This is a genomic window from Klebsiella sp. GG_Kp146 (assembly GCF_040061975.1).
Taxonomy (GTDB): Bacteria; Pseudomonadota; Gammaproteobacteria; order Enterobacterales; family Enterobacteriaceae; genus Klebsiella; species Klebsiella quasipneumoniae.
Genome location: NZ_JBEAHA010000045.1, coordinates 16,310 through 33,900 on the forward strand (window position 1 = coordinate 16,310; position 17,591 = coordinate 33,900).

The window sequence follows — 17,591 nt, forward strand, 5'->3', positions numbered from 1 at the left end:
TCCCATACGTTTCAGCGTGGCGGAGCCGCCTCCCGGCTGCGCACCGCCTCGGCAGAGTCGGGCGAAAATGCGTCATTTTCCGGCAGGTTATCCTCCTCTTCGAGACGATATTGATCGTCCTGAGCAGTGGCTTGTTCGACTAAATCAGGATTAATCTCGCGCTTGACCTCCACGCCCAACCCGCGAAAAGCCTCCGCCTGAGCCAGCAGATTACCGCGCCCGGAAGCGAGCTTTTTCATCGCCTGGCGATAGTTCTCTTGCGCTTTATCCAGACTCTGGCCGATAGTGGACATATCGTCCACAAACAGGCGCATTTTGTCGTAAAGGCGCCCCGCCCGCTCGGCGATCTTCTGCGCGTTGCGGCTCTGGTGCTCATAACGCCACAGATTGGCGATGGTGCGCAGGGCCACCAGCAGCGTCGTCGGGCTGACCAGCATAATATTATTTTGCAGCGCCTCGCTAATGAGCTCGGGCTGACGATCAATGGCCAGCAGGAATGCCGGCTCGACGGGAATAAACATCAGCACATAGTCGAGGGAGCGCAGGCCCGGCAGTTGCTGATAATCCTTGCGTCCCAGCAGGCGAATATGATTACGCACCGAGGCAAGGTGCTCCTGCAGCGCGACTTCGCGGGTGTAGTCATCCTCGGCGTTGAAATAGCGCTCATAGGCGACAAGGGTCATTTTGGCGTCGATAACCACGTCTTTACCCTGCGGCAGGCGCACGATGACGTCCGGCTGCATCCGCGAGCGGTTGTCGGTCTCGATGCTGACCTGGGTCTGGTACTCATAGCCTTCCCGCAGGCCGGAGGCTTCCAGCACGCGGGTGAGAACCACTTCCCCCCAGTTGCCCTGAGTTTTGTTATCGCCCTTCAGCGCTTTGGTCAGGTTCAGCGCCTCCTGCGCCATCTGCGCGTTCAGCTGCTGCAGGTTGCGGATCTCATGCGCCAGGGTGTGCCTTTCCCGCGCCTCCTGGCCGAAGCTCTCCTGCACCTGGCGGCGGAACCCGTCCAGCTGTTCGCGCAGCGGTGTCAGCAGGCCATGCAGGCTCTGGCGATTTTGCTCATCGACGCGTCGGTTGCTGTGTTCGAAAATGCGGTTGGCGAGGTTTTCAAACTGCTCGCTCAGGCGCTGTTCGCTGTTCACCATCTGGCGGATCTTATCTTCCGCATGCAGCTGGGTGGATTCGAGCCGGGTGGTAACCTCCCGCAGATCGGCCTCCAGCGAGGTATTGATATCCCGCAGGCTGCGCAGCTCGTTGTTCAGCAGCTCGCACTCTTCACGCCAGTGGGCTTCCTGTACCAGCTGCTGACGGGCGGCGCTCAGCTCAATATCCAGCTCTCGCCGCTCCTCGATAAGATCGGCCCGAATTTGATCGGCGCGCGCTTTGGTCGCCAGCCAGCCGACGATTAATCCAGCAGCCAGTGCGATAACCGCGCTGATAATAATGGAGAGATCCACGACGCCCCCTGCGATAACCTGATGACACAAAATAGAATTGTGCTGTACAAACGTCCAGTTTAAAAGGAATTTCCTGCGAGAGGCGACGCAAAAAAAAGGCCGGAGGATCCGGCCTGACAGGGAAAGCGTTGAATTACAGCAGACGGCGCGCCGCTTCCACGACGATTTTCACCGCATGGCTTTCGGTTTGCTTCATGGTTTCGGCGTTAGGGATCTCTTGCTGGGTACGGTTAACGATAACCCCGGCCACCATCCCGGCGCGCAGACCCTGGCTGGCGCACATGGTCAGCAGCGTAGCGGATTCCATTTCATAGTTCATCACGCCCATCGCCTGCCACTCTTCCATGGAGCCTTTGAAGCGGCTCACTACGCGGCCGGAGAAGGTGTCGTAACGCTCCTGTCCCGGGTAGAAGGTATCCGAGGAAGCAGTCACGCCGATATGGGTGGTGGCGCCAATGGATTTCGCTGCTTCCACCAGCGCGGTGGTGCAGGCGAAATCTGCGACGGCCGGGAATTCCATCGGCGCGAAGTGCAGGCTGGCGCCGTCCAGACGAACGGAAGCGGTAGTCACCAGCACATCGCCAACGTTGATGTGCGGCTGAATGGCGCCGGTGGTGCCAATGCGCAGGAAGGTACGCACGCCAAGCTGCGCCAGCTCTTCCACAGCGATAGACGTAGACGGGCCGCCGATGCCGGTGGAGCAGACGATCACCGGTTTGCCGTCCAGTTCCGCGCGCCAGGAGGTAAATTCGCGGTGAGATGCCAGCTTAACCGGCTTATCCATCAGCGCGGCGATCTTTTCCACACGCTCCGGATCGCCAGGGACGATAGCCAGCGTAGCCCCTTGTAAATCGTTCTTGGTGAGGCCGAGATGAAAAACATCAGACTTGGACATAAAAAACTCCTCTGTGGGTCGAATTATCAGCAGAAGCAAAACGGTACTGTACAGAAGCCCTTGGCAACATTTTGTGATGTTAGTCACCAAGAACAATAATGATTGCAGTTGTTTTTCAGTAAATAGTGATAAACATCACATTAACAAGTTATATTCATCGTCACTGAACAAAAGATAGCCGCTTTCAGGCACTGTGCTTTATTACCGCCCGAACTAAAGGTAAAGGGTCTATAGTTACTGATGCGCTAATAAATAAGGGTACGGAGAATACCATGACCACCACCAAGCAACCTGGATTCGCACCTGCAGCCTCGCCGCATGCCGCAACCGCCGTTCATACGCCGGAAGAGCATATTGTCGCCGGAGAGACCTCTATTCCCTCTCAGGGGGAAAACATGCCGGCTTACCATGCCCGCCCGAAAAACGCTGATGGCCCATTGCCGATCGTCATCGTGGTGCAGGAAATCTTCGGCGTGCATGAGCATATTCGCGATCTTTGTCGTCGCCTGGCGCAGGAAGGCTATCTGGCTATCGCGCCTGAATTGTACTTCCGTCAGGGCGATCCGAATGAGTATCACGATATCCCGACCCTGTTTAAAGAGCTGGTTACGAAGGTGCCGGACGCGCAGGTGCTGGCGGATCTCGACCACGTCGCCAGCTGGGCGGCGCGCCATGACGGCGATGCCCATCGTCTGCTGATCACCGGCTTCTGCTGGGGCGGACGTATCACCTGGCTATATGCTGCCCATAACCCGCAGTTGAAGGCGGCGGTAGCCTGGTACGGCAAACTGGTAGGAGAAAAATCGCTGAATTCGCCAAAACACCCGGTGGATATCGCCGTCGATCTCAACGCCCCGGTACTCGGCCTGTACGGCGCTAAAGACGCCAGCATTCCACAGGACACCGTCGAAACCATGCGCCAGGCGCTGCGGGCGGCCAACGCCACGGCGGAAATCGTGGTCTATCCTGAAGCCGATCACGCCTTTAACGCCGACTATCGCGCCAGCTATCACGAAGAGTCAGCCAAAGACGGCTGGCAGCGGATGCTCGACTGGTTTGCTCAATATGGCGGTAAAAAAGGGTAATCGTCCGAAGCAGGAAAAAAAGGAGGCAAATGCCTCCTTTTTGCTTTTTCGGGTGACGATCAGGCAGATTGACGCAGGTTACGCGCCGCTTGCACCATATTCGCCAGCGCGGCGCGAGTCTCCGGCCAGCCCCGGGTTTTCAGGCCGCAGTCCGGGTTAACCCACAGCCGCTCCGCCGGGATACGCTGCGCGGCTTTTTCCAGCAGCGCTTCGATCCACTCCACGCTCGGTACGTTTGGCGAGTGAATATCATATACCCCCGGCCCGATTTCATTGGGATACTCGAACACTTCGAACGACTCCAGCAGTTCCATGTCGGAACGCGAGGTTTCAATGGTGATCACGTCGGCGTCCAGCGCGGCGATGGAGTCCATGATGTCGTTGAACTCGCAATAGCACATGTGGGTATGGATCTGAGTGTCGTCTTTGGCCACCGCGGCGTTAAGGCGGAAGGCTTCCACACCCCACTGCAGATAGGCATCCCAATCGCTGCGCTTCAGCGGTAACCCTTCGCGCAAGGCAGGCTCATCAATCTGGATGATGCCGATCCCGGCCGCTTCCAGATCCGCCACTTCATCACGCAGGGCCAGCGCAATCTGTTTCGCGATGGTTTCACGGCTGACGTCTTCCCGCGGGAAGGACCAGCACAGAATCGTCACCGGTCCAGTGAGCATCCCTTTCACCGGCTTGTCGGTCAGCGACTGCGCGTACTTCGCCCATTCGACGGTGATCGCCTGTGGACGGCTGACGTCGCCGATCACCACCGGCGGCTTCACGCAGCGGGAGCCATAACTCTGCACCCAGCCGTTTTGCGTGAAGATGAAACCGTCCAGATGCTCACCGAAGTATTCCACCATATCGTTCCGCTCGGCTTCCCCGTGCACCAGTACGTCTAATCCTAACCGCTCCTGCTCGACGATCGCCTGCTTAATATGTTCCGCAATGCCGGTACGATAATGACTGGCGTCCAGATTGCCCTTTTTGAAGTCCAGGCGCAGGCCGCGGATCTCGGTCGTCTGCGGGAATGACCCGATAGTGGTGGTCGGCCACGCCGGCAGGTTAAAGCGTTGACGCTGCGCCTGAGCGCGAACCTCATAGGGGCTGGCGCGCTGGCTGTCCTGAGCGGTGATCGCCGCCAGCCGTTTTTCCACCGCCGGGTTATGTACGCGCGTCGAATGGCGACGGGCATGGACTGGCGCGCTCCACTCGGTAATCGCCGCGGTATCGCCGCTGTTCAGCGCATCGCGCAGCAGCGCCAGCTCACCGCATTTTTGCAGCGCGAAGGCAAACCAGCTCTTCACTTCCGCATCAAGGCGCGTCTCCACGCTCAGGTCGATCGGGCTGTGCAACAGAGAGCAGGATGTCGCGACCCACAGTTCGCGCTTACCGACGAGGTTTTTAATTTGCGCATATTTTTCGGCGAGATCGGCGCGCCAGACGTTACGCCCGTTGATCAGGCCGGCGGACAGCAGCCAGTCGGCAGGCAGACAATTATGCAGTTCGGCGACATCATCTTTACCGTGGACCAGATCGACGTGCAGCCCCTGGACCGGCAGCGCAGCAATGGTCTCGAGATTGTCGCTAACGCCTTCAAAATAGGTGGTCAGCAGCAGTTTGACCTGGCCCTGCAGGGCGTCATAAGCCGGTTTAAAGGCCTCCAGCCACGCTGGCGGCAGCTCCAGCACCAGCGCCGGTTCATCAATCTGCACCCACTCAATGCCGCGCTTCGCCAGTTCGGCCAGCACCTGCTGATAAACCGGCAGGATGTCATTCAGCAGGCTCAGACGGTCAAACGGTTCGCCTTTCACTTTGCCCAGCCACAGATAGGTCACCGGCCCCAGCAGCACGGGCTTGATCTTGTGGCCCAGCGCCAGCGCTTCGTCCACTTCATCCAGCAGTTGGGTCCAGGTCAGTTTGAACTGCTGGCCCTTCACGAACTCTGGCACCATGTAGTGATAGTTGGTGTTGAACCACTTGGTCATTTCCGCAGCGGCCGCTGGCTCGCCGGTGGGAGCGCGGCCGCGGCCAATGCGGAACAGGGTATCGATATCGACAGAGCCGTCTTTGTTCTGATGACGAGCCGGCACGTTGCCAAGCAGCAGGCTGGTGGTCAGAACATGGTCGTACCAGGCGAAATCGCCCACCGGCAGCAGGTCAATACCGGCCTGCTTCTGCTGCTCCCAATGACGGGCGCGCAGTTCCCGGCCTACCGCCAGCAGTTCCTCGCGAGTGGCATTGCCCGCCCAGTAGCTTTCTTGCGCTTTTTTCAGCTCGCGGCGCAGGCCAACGCGAGGAAAACCGAGGGTGTGGTTAATAATTGTCATTTTTTGAGCCTCATAATTGCAATCCGAAGATTTCGGATTTAGGGAAGGCGGCAAACTTGCTCATCCCCAGGAGCTTACTGAAGTCAGTGACTGGGGTGAGGAAGTGCAGCCAACGCACCATAAATTCGAAAGATAAAGGATTTAGCCGTCCAGATGTTTACACATCCATAATTGGCAGTTACTGTATATTCCTCAAGCGCAAATTGCTCATGGCGAAGTGAAGGACTTTCATGATCGAAATTAAACATCTGAAAACGCTGCAAGCGTTGCGGAACAGCGGTTCACTGGCGGGCGCAGCGGCTGCCCTGCATCAGACCCAGTCCGCCTTGTCTCACCAGTTCAGCGATCTGGAACAGCGCCTTGGCTTTCGTCTCTTTGTACGTAAGAGCCAGCCGCTGCGTTTTACTCCTCAAGGGGAGATCCTCTTACAGCTGGCCAACCAGGTGCTGCCGCAGATCGCTCGCGCCCTGCAGGACTGTAACGAACCGCAGCAGACCCGGCTGCGGCTGGCTATCGAATGCCACAGCTGTATTCAGTGGCTCACGCCGGCGCTGGAGAATTTCCGCGCCCGCTGGCCGCACGTGGAAGTCGACTTCCATTCCGGCGTCACCTTCGACCCGCAGCCTGCGCTGCAGCAGGGCGAACTGGATCTGGTCATGACCTCAGATATCCTGCCGCGCAGCGGTCTGCACTACTCGCCAATGTTTGATTATGAGGTGCGCCTGGTGCTGGCGCCTGAGCACCCGTTAGCCATGAAGACGCTGATTACGCCGGAGGATCTGGCCACGGAAACGCTGCTGATTTATCCCGTGCAGCGCGGACGCCTCGACATCTGGCGTCATTTCCTGCAGCCGGCCGGCATCAGTCCCCAGCTGAAAAGCGTCGATAACACGCTGTTGCTGATCCAGATGGTGGCTGCCCGGATGGGTATCGCCGCGCTGCCGCACTGGGTGGTGGAAAGTTTTGAACGCCAGGGTCTGGTGGTGACCAAAACCCTGGGCGAGGGATTATGGAGCCGGCTGTACGCGGCCGTTCGCGATGGCGAACAGCGTCAACCGGTCACCGAAGCGTTTATTCGCTCTGCGCGGAACCACGCGTGCGATCATCTGCCGTTTGTCCGGAGTGCGGAGCGACCCAGCGTCGATGGACCCACAGCGAGGCCAGGATCACCAACGCTCCGCTAATAAAGCTCGGCCAGTGCGGCTGCTCCTGCCAGATGGCAAGGTTAACCAACAGCCCGGCGGGGACATGGACGTTATTCATGATCCCCAGCGTGCCGGCATCCACCTGAGTGGCGCCATAGTTCCACATAAAGTAGCCCAGCCCGGAAGCCACGACGCCAAGCCACACCAGCACGCTCCACTGCAGCCTGGTGGTCGGCAGCTTCTGTGGGTTGCCCAGCATAAACCATGCCGCCACCGCCACGATAAAGGCCCCGACATAGAACCAGGCAAAGGCATTGTGCTGCGGCATCGGTCGCACCTCCATCAGGCGCTTGTAACCCACCATCCCGATGGCGAAGCAGAGGTTTGACAACTGCACCAGTAACAGCCCGGTCCAGAAATGATCGCTGACTTTGTCGTAACGGATAATCGCCGCCCCAAGCACCGCCAGCGCGGCGCTCAGCAGATAGCCCCAGCGTAGTTTACGTCCGCTGAGCAAATCGTAGATCAGCGTGATATACAGCGGAGTAAATACGGTAAACAGCAGGAATTCCGAGACCGTCAGATAGAGATAGGCGCGGAAGGCCAGCAGGTACATGATGCCAAGCTGCATCGCGCCCACCAGCATATAGAGCACGATCGTGCGCGGAGACTGGCCGCGCGTCCGCAGGAAAGGCAGGAACACCAGCGCCGCCAGGCCCACGCGCATCAGCACCGAAAAATAGCTGTCGACGCTACCGGCCAGGTACTCGCCAATCAGGCTGAAAGAAAAGGCCCACAGGATAGTGGTGATAATTAACAGCGCCACAATGGTCGTCTCGTTGGATAAAGAACAGGCATTGTAGCGAAGAGTCAGGTTGACGACTGGACAGTTATTCGCCAGTCGTCAATCTTTGTCAGTCGAGGTACAGCTTACGCAGATAGTGCGGGACCGCATCGTCGGCGTTGCTGCCGATCACTTCCAGCTCCGGATGCAGATCCTTCAGCCGTTGGTGGGCGTTGGCCATAATGCAGCCTTTACCGGCCATCGACAGCATCTCGGCGTCGTTCATGCCGTCGCCGAAAGCGATGCAATCGGACAGACTGTAGCCGAGCATTTTCGCCACCGCCTCCAGCGCATGCCCCTTCGATACCCCGCCCGCCATTACCTCCAGGCAGGTTAAGGTGGAGAAGCTGACGTTCACGCGATCGCCCCAGCGGGCGTTCATCGCCTGCTCAAGCGGCAGTAAATGTTCGTGATCCTCACAGGTAAAGAACACCTTGCTGATCCCCTGCGGATCCAGTTCGCCCGGCTCATACAGCTTGTAGTTAAACACCGCCTCTTTGAAAAAGCGCATCTCTTCCGGGCGATGGCGGTTCATATACCACTCATCTTCCCGATAGACGTTAGTGACGATTTTCGGGTCGTTGCGCACGATTTCAAACAGGTCGGCGGCAATATCGCGGTCGAGGTTATGGGCGAAAATTTGCTGGCCATCGCTATCGTGAACGCGGGCGCCGTTAGAGGTGATCATGTACGACCGGATGCCGAGATTATCGCGGATCTGCCCGACGTCGATGTAGTGACGGCCGGTGGCGAAGACGAAATTGATCCCACGAGCGGTAAGCAGCTTCAGCGTCTCTTTGGCATACGGGGTCAGGAAATGATCGGGGGAAAGCAGCGTGCCGTCTAAATCAGACGCAACAACCTGGTACATAAAAAAGTTAACCTCTAAGCAGGGCGACGAGCGTTATCGTCGGATTAAGTATGTCGATTGAAAAACTCGACGATGGCATTGAGCGCGACTGAGCGCATAGCGTCCTTTTCAAAAAGGATCTCATGGTATGCCCCTTCAATGACGAGCGGCTTTCCGCCCTCACAGGGATGGCCGGCGGCGGCCCGTAATTCACAATAGCGGTCGTGCATCAGATTATCGACCACCCGCTCCTCTTCCGCCTGCAGCAGCAGCGTCGGGGCCGTATCTTTCTCCACATTCGCCAGCACTTCGTCACCGGCCAGCATGCCTTCGCGCACCCAGTGCCAGGTCGGGCCGCCGACCTGCAGTCGCGGCTCGTCGGCATAGAAGCGCAGGTTACGACGATAGCGTTGTCGACTGTGCGTCAGCACGTTAACGGCAAAAGGCAGCGCCCGCCAGCGTCCGGTGCCGATGGCATACTCTTCGCGAATGCGCTGATGGCCCTCAGCCCAGTCGAGAATATGCCGCACCATCCAGTCCGGCAGCCGAATGATAATCCCGAACATCGGCGCGCAGAGCGCAATGGCATCGCAATGCGCCTGGTAGCGTTGCAGAAAAAGCGTGGCAATCGCCCCGCCCATAGAGTGAGCGAGGATAAACCGTTTTCGCCAGTGGCCCGGGACCACCTGCTGCTGCCAGAGCGCAGCCAGGTCATCAACATAATCGCTGAAGTTAACCACGTGCCCGCGGTGGGTATCAGAGAGCAGACGACCCGAGCGTCCCTGGCCGCGATGATCAATGATCATTACGTCAAAGCCGCTGTGAAAGAGATCGTAGGCCACTTCAGCATACTTCACGTAGCTTTCAATGCGCCCGGGGCAAATCAGCACCAGCCGATCGTTATTTTGCGCGCAAAAGCGAACAAAGCGTACCGGTACATCATCGACGCCTTTAAATTCAGCCTCTTCGCGCTGTCGCCAGAAATCCGTCAGCGGCCCCATGCTGAAGGCCGCAAACGCGTTTTCTCGTGTTTCCCAGTCCTTTTTCTGCCCAAACATCGGGTTTACACCCCTGTTAACCGCTGAAAATCGTTTTTTTGCCGTGTATCACACAATGCTGACACAATAGCGTATTGTGGCATAAAAACAGACAATCAGGGAGTTTCTCATGACCATTGAGTGGTGGTTCGCCTACCTGCTGACATCAATCATTCTCAGCCTGTCCCCGGGTTCCGGAGCGATTAATACCATGACCACCTCCATTAACCACGGTTACCGCGGCGCGGCGGCGTCGATTGCCGGTTTGCAGACCGGGCTGGCCATTCATATCGTGCTGGTCGGCGTCGGCCTCGGCACTCTCTTCTCCCGCTCGGTGCTGGCCTTTGAGGTGCTGAAATGGGCCGGCGCAGCCTACCTGATCTGGCTTGGTATCCAGCAATGGCGCGCGGCAGGGGCCATCGACCTGAATACGCTGGCGAAGGCGCAGACCCGCGGCAAACTGTTCCAGCGGGCGGTGTTCGTGAATCTCACCAATCCTAAAAGCATCGTTTTTCTGGCCGCCCTGTTTCCACAGTTTATCCTGCCCCACCAGCCCCAGGTGATGCAGTATCTCGTTCTGGGCGTCACCACCATCGTCGTCGATATCATTGTGATGATTGGCTATGCAACCCTCGCACAGCGCATTTCAGCATGGATTAAGGGGCCAAAGCAGATGAAGGCGCTGAACAAAGTCTTTGGTTCACTGTTTATGCTGGTTGGGGCGCTGCTCGCCTCCGCCCGTCACGCCTGAATGATGGAATCTCGCTCGCAAAGAGAGGTTCGCCTGGCGGGCGAAGCCATCTCTCTGCGCGAGCCGGCGCGCAAAGCGGGAAATTAATCTTTTTGCCCGCTGTCGACGCTGAGCCCGCCGTGCCAGGATGCCGCCAGAGACGTGATTCACGGATGAACGGCGATGGCAGAAACGGCGACCCCACATGATGCGGTATTTAAAACTTTTCTGTCGCGGGCAGAGACAGCGCGCGATTTTATCGAGATCCACCTGCCACCGTCGTTAACAGCGATCTGCAAACTGGATACCCTGCGTCTGGAATCCGGCAGCTTTCTTGAAGACGACCTCAGGCCCTACTACAGCGATATTCTCTATTCGCTGGAAACCACCCGCGGTAAGGGGTATGTCCATGTTCTGATCGAGCACCAGAGCGCCCCCGATAAACTGATGGCCTTTCGCTTAATGCGCTATGCCATCGCCGCCATGCAGCGCCATCTGGAGAGCGGCCATAAAACGCTGCCTCTGGTTATTCCGGTCCTCTTCTATCAGGGACGACGCAGCCCCTATCCCTGGTCTATGAGCTGGCTGGATAATTTCGCCGATCCCGAGAACGCCCGCCAGCTCTATAGCGGGGCGTTTCCGCTGGTCGATATCACGGTGATCCCCGACGACGACATTATGCAGCACCGCAGCATGGCGGCCCTGACGCTGGTGCAAAAACACATCCGCCAGCGCGATATGGCGCAATTGCTGGATAAGTTGACCCAACTCTTAATGCTGGAGCAGATGAGCGGACAACAAATCACCGTATTGGTAAACTATATGGCTCAGGCAGGGGATGCCGAGGATACTCGGGCACTCTTATACGGGCTGGCACAGCGCGTGCCGCAGCATGGAGGATTACTGATGACGCTGGCGGAAACATGGCTCGCAGAAGGTATGGAAAAAGGCATCAGGAAAGGCGTACAGCAAGGCATAAAGGAAGGTATAAAGGAAGGCAAACATCAGGCCTTGCTGCAGGTTGCCGAAGCGATGCGCAAACGCGGGATTGATGACGAAGCGATTATGGAAATGACCGGTCTGTCTGAAGACGAGCTGCAGCGGCTTCGCTATTGACACTTTCTCCACCCGGATATAGCCGGGTGGAGCATAGCGCCAGGTTAACGCGAGATAATCAGGTGGATGCCGAAGCCCGCAAACAGCGTGCCGGCGATACCGTCGATCCACTTCGCCATCCGCTGATAGCCGCGGCGCATCCCCGGCAGGGCGAACAGGCTGGCAACCACCAAAAACCAGGCCAGCGTCTCCATGATAATCAGCAGAAAAATGCCCCAGCGCGCGCCGGCGCCAACGCTGTCACCGACGAACAGCGAAAACACCGAGCCGAAGTAGATAATCGCTTTCGGGTTCGCCAGATTGGTCAGCAATCCCTTCAGGAAGCTGCGTCCGCTGCGGGCCAGTTCAACCTGCGGTTCTGCCGGGGACACCGCCTCTTTTTTCAACGCGCCGCGCAACATCTGATAGCCCATCCAGCACAGGTACAAGCCACCGCCGATCATAATGATGTTGTGCAGCCATGCCATTCTGGCGAGGATCAGGTTCAGGCCGAGCAGCGCAACCCCCGCCCAGATCATCACGCCGCAGGTGATCCCCAGTACGCCCATCACCGCCTCTCTGCGCGAGCGGCTGATGGCCGTTTGTGAGACAAAGAAAAAATCCGGCCCCGGGCTCATTAGCGCAATGATATGCACCAGCGCCACGGTGAGGAAAAGCATCAGCATAGTTAACTCGCAGGAAAATAATGAAGAGGATAACTATTCTGGCACTTTTATAGCCAGCTGACTACTCATCGTCGCCATCGACATGCGACCGGATCAGCGCCATAAACGGCTTGCCGAAACGCTCGAGTTTACGTGTCCCTACGCCGTTGACGCTGAGCATTTCGCCAGCGGTTAGCGGCGACTGCTCCGCCATCTCAATCAGCGTCGCGTCGTTGAAGACCACGTACGGGGGAATGTTTTCTTCATCGGCAATCGCTTTACGTAACTTGCGCAGCTTGGCAAACAGCTTACGATCGTAATTACCGCCGAAGGATTTCTGCATCGCCTTCGGCTTCAGCGCCACGATACGCGGTACGGCAAGCTGCAGCGGAACGTCGCCGCGCAGCACCGGGCGTGCGGCTTCGGTCAGCTGCAGCGCGGAGTGCTGGGCGATATTCTGCGTCACCAGCCCAAGGTGAATCAGTTGGCGGATCACGCTCACCCAGTGCTCGTGACTCTGTTCCCGGCCGATGCCGTATACCGGGAGCTTATCGTGGCCCATCTCGCGGATGCGCTGATTGTTGGCGCCACGCAGGACTTCCACCACGTAACCCATCCCGAAGCGCTGGTTGACCCGATAAATAGTGGAGAGCGCCTTACGGGCGTCCATTAAGCCATCGTACTGCTTCGGCGGATCAAGACAGATATCGCAGTTACCGCACGGCTCCTGGCGTCCTTCGCCAAAGTAGTTCAGCAACACCAGACGACGACAGGTCTGGGCTTCAGCAAACGCCCCCATCGCGTTCAGCTTATGCCGTTCGATATCCTGCAGCGGTCCGGCGGGCTTCTCTTCCAGACAGCGGCGCAGCCACGCCATGTCCGCCGGATCGTAAAACAGCATCGCTTCCGCCGGCAGGCCGTCACGCCCGGCGCGGCCGGTCTCCTGATAGTAGGATTCAATATTGCGCGGGATATCAAAATGCACCACAAAGCGGACGTTCGGCTTGTTGATGCCCATCCCAAAGGCCACTGTCGCCACCACAATCTGCAGATCGTCCCGCTGGAATTTCTCCTGCACGTCGGCGCGCACGTCGTTTTCCAGGCCGGCATGGTAAGCCGCCGCGCTGATGCCGCGGCTCTGCAGACGCGCGGCGGTATCTTCCACTTTCGAACGGCTGTTGCAGTAAATAATGCCCGATTTGCCTCGCTGATCCTGGACGTAGCGCATCAGCTGGTCGAGCGGCTTGAATTTCTCCATCAGCATATAGCGGATGTTCGGCCGGTCGAAGCTGCTGACCTGAATCAGCGGATCGTTAAGTCCCAGCAGACGGACGATATCGCGGCGGGTGGTGTCATCGGCGGTGGCGGTCAACGCCATAAACGGGATCTGCGGCATCCGCTGACGCAGCTGGCCCAGCGCGGCATATTCCGGGCGGAAGTCATGGCCCCACTGGGAGATGCAGTGCGCTTCGTCCACCGCCAGCATCGCCAGATTCCAGTTCGCCAGATGCTCAAGGAAGTTGTCGAGCATCAACCGTTCCGGGGCGATATACAGCAGACGAACCTGCCCGCTGCGGCAGCCGGCCATCACGTCCTGCTGCTGTTCGCGGCTTTGCGTCGAGTTCAGACAGGCCGCCGCCACGCCGTTAGCCAGCAGCTGATCGACCTGATCTTTCATCAGCGAGATCAGCGGCGAGACCACGACCGTCAGGCCGCCCATGACCAGCGCCGGTACCTGATAACACAGCGACTTGCCGCCACCGGTCGGCATAACCACCAGGCAGTCACGGCCCTCGAGCGCCGTCTCGATAATCGTCTCCTGGCCAGGACGGAACTGCTGGTAGCCGAAGGTCTCTTGTAAAACCTGCTTAGCCAGCGATTCCTGATTTAATACTTCCGCCTGTGCCACGTTGACCCCATTTGCCTGAAAAGAAAACAGGCGCTATTTTCAGCGCCTGCGAGCCAGAGTGCAACGATTAAAACAGATCGTTAAGCATTAGCCCGACGCCGACGCGCGTTTGATTAAAGTTGTAGTCGATAAGCGATTCGCCGTAGCCGCTGTAGATCTGGGTGTAAGCGCGAACATGTTTGGTGATGGGATAGCTCACCCCAAGTTCCGCCCCGCCGTAGCCAGTATTCCAGTTGTATTGCCCCTGCGCGCTGAGGATCGCCTCGCCCAGCTGGTAACCCACCTTCAGGCGGTAATAGCCCATATATTTGGTGATATCCGGGTTATCATCGGTGCTGCCCACCACATACCAGGGTTTCACTTCCACCAGCCAGTTGCCATTTTGCGCCATCAGGCGGGCATAAAGCCGGTTCCAGCTGCGCGAGGTGGGATCGGAACGGCCATTCGAGTCGTGGTTATATCCCATTTCGATATCGCGCAACGTCCAGCCGGCAAACTGATAGTCGGTCGCAAAGCCAAGAAACAGCTGGGGTTCGTAGTTGGTTTCGCGAAACGGCGCCGACTCTTTGCTGTTGGAGAGCTGCCACCAGGATTTCTGGGTATAGGACGCGCCGAGCAGCGAATTATCCCCCAGGATGCCGCGCCACAGCGGGAAGGCGAGGCTCAGCTGAAACTTCACTTCATCTTTACGGGCATTTTCGGCCCAGTCATAGCTGCGAATCGCCTCTTTATTGAGATCGCTGGTCCACGTGTAGAGCAGATAGTTGCTTTCATAAGGGTAGAGCAGAAAAGGATTATCATGATCCTGTAGCAGGTTGGCGATAATACTGCCGCGCACTGCTGGTTTGTCGTGTACCGACGCATCCTGCGCCATAACACCAGCCGGTAGCGCGCACAGCGCCGCCAGGCAGGCCAAAGAGATACGCATGCTGGTCTCCTGATAAATAGTTTTTATTTTTGTTTAACCTGAAGACATTCTACCTGTTTATTAATCCCCTGCCCCCTAATCCACTCCGAAAGTGGAAATCAATATTTTAGAAGCATAAAATCAACATTTTATTAACGAATGGAACCGGTGTTATGTCCGAACTTACTGCCGAAGCAGCTCTGAAACTGGTGGGGGAGATTTTCGTCTATCACATGCCGTTTAACCGCGCCCTCGGCCTCGAACTGGAGCGCTATGAAAAAGCGTTTGCCCAGCTCAGCTTTAATAATCAGCCGATGATGGTCGGCAACTGGGCGCAAAGCATTCTGCATGGCGGAGTGATCGCCTCCGCGCTGGACGTCGCCGCAGGGCTGGTCTGCGTTGGCAGCACCCTTACCCGCCATGACACTATCAACGAAGAAGAGCTGCGCCAGCGGCTTTCCCGCATGGGAACCATCGACCTGCGCGTGGACTACCTGCGTCCGGGCCGCGGCGAACGTTTTACCGCGACCAGCACCCTGCTGCGCGCCGGCAATAAAGTGGCGGTAGCCCGTGTGGAACTGCATAACGAAGCGCAGGTATATATTGCCAGCGCAACAGCGACCTATATGGTGGGTTGATTGGCCAAAATCGAGTAACATCACTCTCTTTGGCAATGGATTTTACCGATGGATGCGAAACAGACGCGGTTGGGGATTATTCTGGCCCTCGCCGCCTACTTTATCTGGGGTATCGCGCCGGCGTACTTCAAACTTATCTACTATGTTCCCGCCGATGAAATTCTGACCCATCGCGTGATCTGGTCTTTCTTCTTCATGGTGGCGCTCATCAGCGTCAGCCGCCAGTGGCCGCAGGTGAAAAAGCTGCTGAAGACGCCGCGCAAGATCTTCCTGCTGGCGCTCTCTGCAGTGCTGGTCGGCGGCAACTGGCTGCTGTTCATCTGGGCGGTGAATAACCACCATATGCTGGAAGCCAGTCTCGGCTACTTTATCAACCCGCTGGTGAATATTCTGTTAGGGATGATTTTCCTTGGCGAACGTTTCCGTCGCCTGCAGTGGCTGGCGATGATCCTCGCCTTTTGCGGCGTGCTGGTGCAGCTCTGGACCTTTGGTTCGCTGCCGATTATCGGCCTTGGGCTGGCCTTCAGCTTTGCCTTTTATGGTCTGGTGCGCAAGAAAATCGCTGTCGATGCGCAGACCGGCATGCTGGTGGAAACGCTGTGGCTGTTGCCGGTGGCGGCGATTTGGCTGTTCGGCATCACCGACAGCCCCACCAGCCATATGGGGCAGAACCCCTGGTCGCTCAATCTGCTGCTGATGGCGGCGGGCGTGGTGACCACCATCCCTCTGCTGTGCTTCACCGGGGCGGCAACGCGTCTGCGGCTCTCCACGCTGGGCTTTTTCCAGTACATCGGCCCAACGCTGATGTTCCTGCTGGCGGTGACGTTCTACGGCGAAGTACCGGGCAAGGATAAAATGGTCACCTTTGGCTTTATCTGGGTGGCGCTGGCGATATTCGTGATGGATGCGGTGTATACGCAAAGACGGGGGCGTCGGAGCCAGTAGATTGCCGGATAGCGTCTATGCCCTATCCGGCTTACAAAAGTCCAGCACCCAGGCCGGATAAGCGAAGCGCATCCGGCACAACAACTACAGCCAGTTTTTACGCTTGAAGTAGAGATACGGCGCCAGGCCGGCCAGCATCATAAAGACGATCGCCCCCGGGTAGCCGAAGCTCCAGTGCAGCTCCGGCATAAATTCAAAGTTCATTCCGTAGCTGGAGGCTACCAGAGTTGGCGGCAGGAACACCACCGACACCACCGAGAAGATCTTAATGATGCGGTTCTGTTCGATATTGATAAAGCCCATCGCCGCCTGCATCAGGAAGTTCACCTTCTGGAACAGCGATTCGTTGTGCGGCAGCAGGGATTCGATATCGCGCAGGATCTCCCGCGCCTGCTCCAGCTGACCCGCCGGCAGGCGCGCCTTACGTACGAGGAAGTTCAGCGCGCGCTGGGTATCCATCAAACAGAGGCGGACCTTCCAGCCGATATCTTCCAGTTCCGCCAGCGTCGACAGCGCTTCGTCGTACTCATCGCCCTGGTGGCCTTCCATAATCACGCGGCTCAGCTTTTCCAGGTCGCTGTAGATGTTTTCTATCTCATCCGCCAGCTGTTCGATTTTGGTCTCGAACAGATCTAACAACAGCTCGTAAGCGTTGCCGTCCACCAGCGTCTGGTTACGCACGCGCATGCGGTAGAGGCGAAAAGCCGGCAGTTCACGCTCGCGCAGCGTAAACAGGCGCCCTTCGCGGATCGTAAACGCCACGGTAGAGTTACCCGCGTGATCGTCGGCATCTTCGAAAAAGAAGAAGGAGTGGATATGTAACCCGTCTTCATCTTCAAAGAAACGTGCGGAGGCTTCGATATCTTCCAGTTCCGGGCGCGTCGCCAGGTTCTGACCCAGTTCCGTCTGCACGCGGCTTCGCTCATCATCGTCAGGCTCGACCAGATCGACCCACACCGAGCTGGCGAGGTGCTTGATCTCATCGGCTTCCAGGCGCGTTAAACGATTGTTTTCCAGTTGAAATGCGCTCAGCATGACCGGGACTCCCAATGCAAAAAAATT

16 protein-coding genes are annotated in these 17,591 nt (G+C 57.7%); 6 read left to right on the top strand and 10 right to left on the bottom strand.

Annotated features, from left to right (window positions below; translation table 11 throughout):
* Positions 1-11 precede the first annotated feature (11 nt).
* Positions 12-1,460, bottom strand: a complete 1,449-nt coding sequence (gene rmuC / locus ABLU95_RS25480) for a DNA recombination protein RmuC (RefSeq protein ID WP_065883627.1) — start codon at positions 1,458-1,460, stop codon at positions 12-14.
* 133 nt (positions 1,461-1,593) lie between these two features.
* The gene (gene udp, locus ABLU95_RS25485; protein ID WP_002883419.1) at positions 1,594-2,355 is read right to left on the bottom strand and encodes a uridine phosphorylase; all 762 of its coding nucleotides are present in this window, start codon (positions 2,353-2,355) and stop codon (positions 1,594-1,596) included.
* 272 nt (positions 2,356-2,627) lie between these two features.
* Here udp and ABLU95_RS25490 point away from each other — a divergent pair, with 272 nt between their 5' ends.
* A complete protein-coding gene (locus ABLU95_RS25490) occupies positions 2,628-3,440 on the top strand; it encodes a dienelactone hydrolase family protein (RefSeq protein ID WP_080901782.1) in 813 nt (270 codons plus the stop codon).
* 59 nt (positions 3,441-3,499) lie between these two features.
* Here ABLU95_RS25490 and metE read toward each other — a convergent pair whose 3' ends face one another.
* Positions 3,500-5,764 carry a 5-methyltetrahydropteroyltriglutamate--homocysteine S-methyltransferase gene (gene metE, locus ABLU95_RS25495; RefSeq protein ID WP_065883621.1) on the bottom strand — a complete coding sequence of 755 codons (2,265 nt, stop codon included), beginning with the start codon at positions 5,762-5,764 and terminating at the stop codon, positions 3,500-3,502.
* 230 nt (positions 5,765-5,994) lie between these two features.
* Between metE and metR the strand changes: the two genes are divergently transcribed.
* On the top strand, positions 5,995-6,948 hold the full coding sequence (gene metR, locus ABLU95_RS25500; RefSeq protein ID WP_032454519.1) for an HTH-type transcriptional regulator MetR: 954 nt from the start codon (positions 5,995-5,997) through the stop codon (positions 6,946-6,948).
* Here metR and ABLU95_RS25505 read toward each other — a convergent pair.
* The 3 genes from ABLU95_RS25505 to pldB form a co-directional block, all read right to left on the bottom strand.
* On the bottom strand, positions 6,836-7,735 hold the full coding sequence (locus ABLU95_RS25505) for a carboxylate/amino acid/amine transporter (RefSeq protein ID WP_023291574.1): 900 nt from the start codon (positions 7,733-7,735) through the stop codon (positions 6,836-6,838). The two genes, metR and ABLU95_RS25505, sit on opposite strands and share 113 nt — an antisense overlap.
* 88 nt (positions 7,736-7,823) lie before the next feature.
* Entirely contained in the window at positions 7,824-8,624 is an 801-nt protein-coding gene (gene yigL / locus ABLU95_RS25510; RefSeq protein ID WP_017899394.1) for a sugar/pyridoxal phosphate phosphatase YigL, read from the bottom strand.
* Positions 8,625-8,668: 44 nt separating this feature from the next.
* Positions 8,669-9,661 (bottom strand): lysophospholipase L2, encoded by a 993-nt coding sequence (gene pldB, locus ABLU95_RS25515; RefSeq protein WP_008807942.1) that lies wholly within the window; start codon positions 9,659-9,661, stop codon positions 8,669-8,671.
* 109 nt (positions 9,662-9,770) lie between these two features.
* Between pldB and rhtB the strand changes: the two genes are divergently transcribed.
* Complete coding sequence (gene rhtB / locus ABLU95_RS25520; RefSeq protein WP_002883411.1) at positions 9,771-10,391, top strand: homoserine/homoserine lactone efflux protein; 621 nt, start codon at positions 9,771-9,773, stop codon at positions 10,389-10,391.
* 162 nt (positions 10,392-10,553) lie between these two features.
* Positions 10,554-11,486: an Rpn family recombination-promoting nuclease/putative transposase gene (locus tag ABLU95_RS25525; protein WP_065883619.1), complete on the top strand. Its 933-nt coding sequence runs from the start codon at positions 10,554-10,556 to the stop codon at positions 11,484-11,486.
* Positions 11,487-11,530: 44 nt separating this feature from the next.
* Here ABLU95_RS25525 and rhtC read toward each other — a convergent pair whose 3' ends face one another.
* The 3 genes from rhtC to pldA all read right to left on the bottom strand — a co-directional run bounded on the left by rhtC (position 11,531) and on the right by pldA (position 14,967).
* Positions 11,531-12,151, bottom strand: coding sequence for a threonine export protein RhtC (rhtC, locus tag ABLU95_RS25530; protein WP_023291572.1), 621 nt, complete (start codon positions 12,149-12,151; stop codon positions 11,531-11,533).
* 61 nt (positions 12,152-12,212) lie between these two features.
* Positions 12,213-14,039 carry an ATP-dependent DNA helicase RecQ gene (recQ, locus tag ABLU95_RS25535; RefSeq protein WP_032454515.1) on the bottom strand — a complete coding sequence of 609 codons (1,827 nt, stop codon included), beginning with the start codon at positions 14,037-14,039 and terminating at the stop codon, positions 12,213-12,215.
* A 67-nt stretch (positions 14,040-14,106) separates the two neighbouring features.
* Positions 14,107-14,967: a phospholipase A gene (pldA, locus tag ABLU95_RS25540; RefSeq protein WP_004886777.1), complete on the bottom strand. Its 861-nt coding sequence runs from the start codon at positions 14,965-14,967 to the stop codon at positions 14,107-14,109.
* Between the two features lie 152 nt (positions 14,968-15,119).
* Here pldA and yigI point away from each other — a divergent pair, with 152 nt between their 5' ends.
* Both yigI and rarD read left to right on the top strand, forming a co-directional pair.
* Positions 15,120-15,584: an acyl-CoA thioesterase YigI gene (yigI, locus tag ABLU95_RS25545; protein WP_002883404.1), complete on the top strand. Its 465-nt coding sequence runs from the start codon at positions 15,120-15,122 to the stop codon at positions 15,582-15,584.
* Positions 15,585-15,632: 48 nt separating this feature from the next.
* Positions 15,633-16,529, top strand: coding sequence for an EamA family transporter RarD (rarD, locus tag ABLU95_RS25550; protein WP_023291570.1), 897 nt, complete (start codon positions 15,633-15,635; stop codon positions 16,527-16,529).
* A gap of 84 nt (positions 16,530-16,613) precedes the next feature.
* On the opposite strand, the gene corA is transcribed toward rarD, so the two are convergent.
* Positions 16,614-17,564: a magnesium/cobalt transporter CorA gene (corA, locus tag ABLU95_RS25555; protein ID WP_002883400.1), complete on the bottom strand. Its 951-nt coding sequence runs from the start codon at positions 17,562-17,564 to the stop codon at positions 16,614-16,616.
* Positions 17,565-17,591 lie beyond the last annotated feature (27 nt).

Coding starts and splice junctions, on each gene's coding strand:
- udp (WP_002883419.1), bottom strand. CDS start 2,355: ATGTCCAAGTCTGATGTTTTTCATCTCGGCCTCACCAAGAACGATTTA.
- yigI (WP_002883404.1), top strand. CDS start 15,120: ATGTCCGAACTTACTGCCGAAGCAGCTCTGAAACTGGTGGGGGAGATT.
- ABLU95_RS25525 (WP_065883619.1), top strand. CDS start 10,554: ATGGCAGAAACGGCGACCCCACATGATGCGGTATTTAAAACTTTTCTG.
- metE (WP_065883621.1), bottom strand. CDS start 5,764: ATGACAATTATTAACCACACCCTCGGTTTTCCTCGCGTTGGCCTGCGC.
- metR (WP_032454519.1), top strand. CDS start 5,995: ATGATCGAAATTAAACATCTGAAAACGCTGCAAGCGTTGCGGAACAGC.
- pldA (WP_004886777.1), bottom strand. CDS start 14,967: ATGCGTATCTCTTTGGCCTGCCTGGCGGCGCTGTGCGCGCTACCGGCT.
- yigL (WP_017899394.1), bottom strand. CDS start 8,624: ATGTACCAGGTTGTTGCGTCTGATTTAGACGGCACGCTGCTTTCCCCC.
- corA (WP_002883400.1), bottom strand. CDS start 17,564: ATGCTGAGCGCATTTCAACTGGAAAACAATCGTTTAACGCGCCTGGAA.
- pldB (WP_008807942.1), bottom strand. CDS start 9,661: ATGTTTGGGCAGAAAAAGGACTGGGAAACACGAGAAAACGCGTTTGCG.
- rhtB (WP_002883411.1), top strand. CDS start 9,771: ATGACCATTGAGTGGTGGTTCGCCTACCTGCTGACATCAATCATTCTC.
- rarD (WP_023291570.1), top strand. CDS start 15,633: ATGGATGCGAAACAGACGCGGTTGGGGATTATTCTGGCCCTCGCCGCC.
- ABLU95_RS25490 (WP_080901782.1), top strand. CDS start 2,628: ATGACCACCACCAAGCAACCTGGATTCGCACCTGCAGCCTCGCCGCAT.
- rhtC (WP_023291572.1), bottom strand. CDS start 12,151: ATGCTGATGCTTTTCCTCACCGTGGCGCTGGTGCATATCATTGCGCTA.